The sequence below is a fragment of the Paraeggerthella hongkongensis genome (genome assembly GCF_003726035.1).
GTDB lineage: Bacteria > Actinomycetota > Coriobacteriia > Coriobacteriales > Eggerthellaceae > Paraeggerthella > Paraeggerthella hongkongensis.
Window position 1 is genome coordinate 1 of the sequence record NZ_QICD01000059.1, and the last position, 639, is coordinate 639.

Sequence of the window (639 nt, forward strand, 5' to 3'; positions counted from 1 at the left end):
CAGCTGTGGGGCATCTTCGATTCGCACGATAGACAACACCGCCAAAACGCTTGAGATATTTCTCAGGTGGCTCTTCTCAAAAGATGCCGTTGCAGAATTGAAGATGAGTAGATCGACGTTTTGGCGCAAGACTGCTTGGGTGTGGAGCCTCTGGCCAATTGCTCCTTTTACAGGCGAGGTTCACGACGTTGTGTTTCTTGATGGCATCTGGATGCGACGACATGCCGTTGTGCTTATTGCTGTAGCAAATGGGCATGTAGTTGGATGGCATTTAGCCCAAAGTGAGTGTGCCGCTGCTTGGGCAGCTCTTATGATGCGCATGGAAGCACCGACGATGCTCGTATCCGATGGCTCTTATGGTCTTGCTAAAGCAGCCTCTATCGTGTGGCCACAAACCCGCATACAGCGCTGTACGTTTCATGTAGCTAATCAAATAAAACGCTGTACAACCCTAAAACCCAAGCTCGAAGCAGGAATTGAGCTTTTGGGTATCGCCAACAAACTTAAAGATGCTAAAGATATTGAATCTGCCACAGCATGGTTGCTTGAATACAACGCATGGTGCACAAGATGGGATTCGTTCTTAAGAGAATTCACCATAAAAGATGGCAAGAAACTTTGGACGCATGAGCGACTTCG

Annotated in this window: 1 protein-coding gene; it reads left to right on the forward strand. The window is 47.9% G+C overall.

The genetic code is table 11. The features are described 5' to 3' along the window. The coding region (locus DMP08_RS12300; RefSeq protein WP_211328441.1) for a transposase at window positions 1–639 on the forward strand (639 nt) is incomplete at both ends.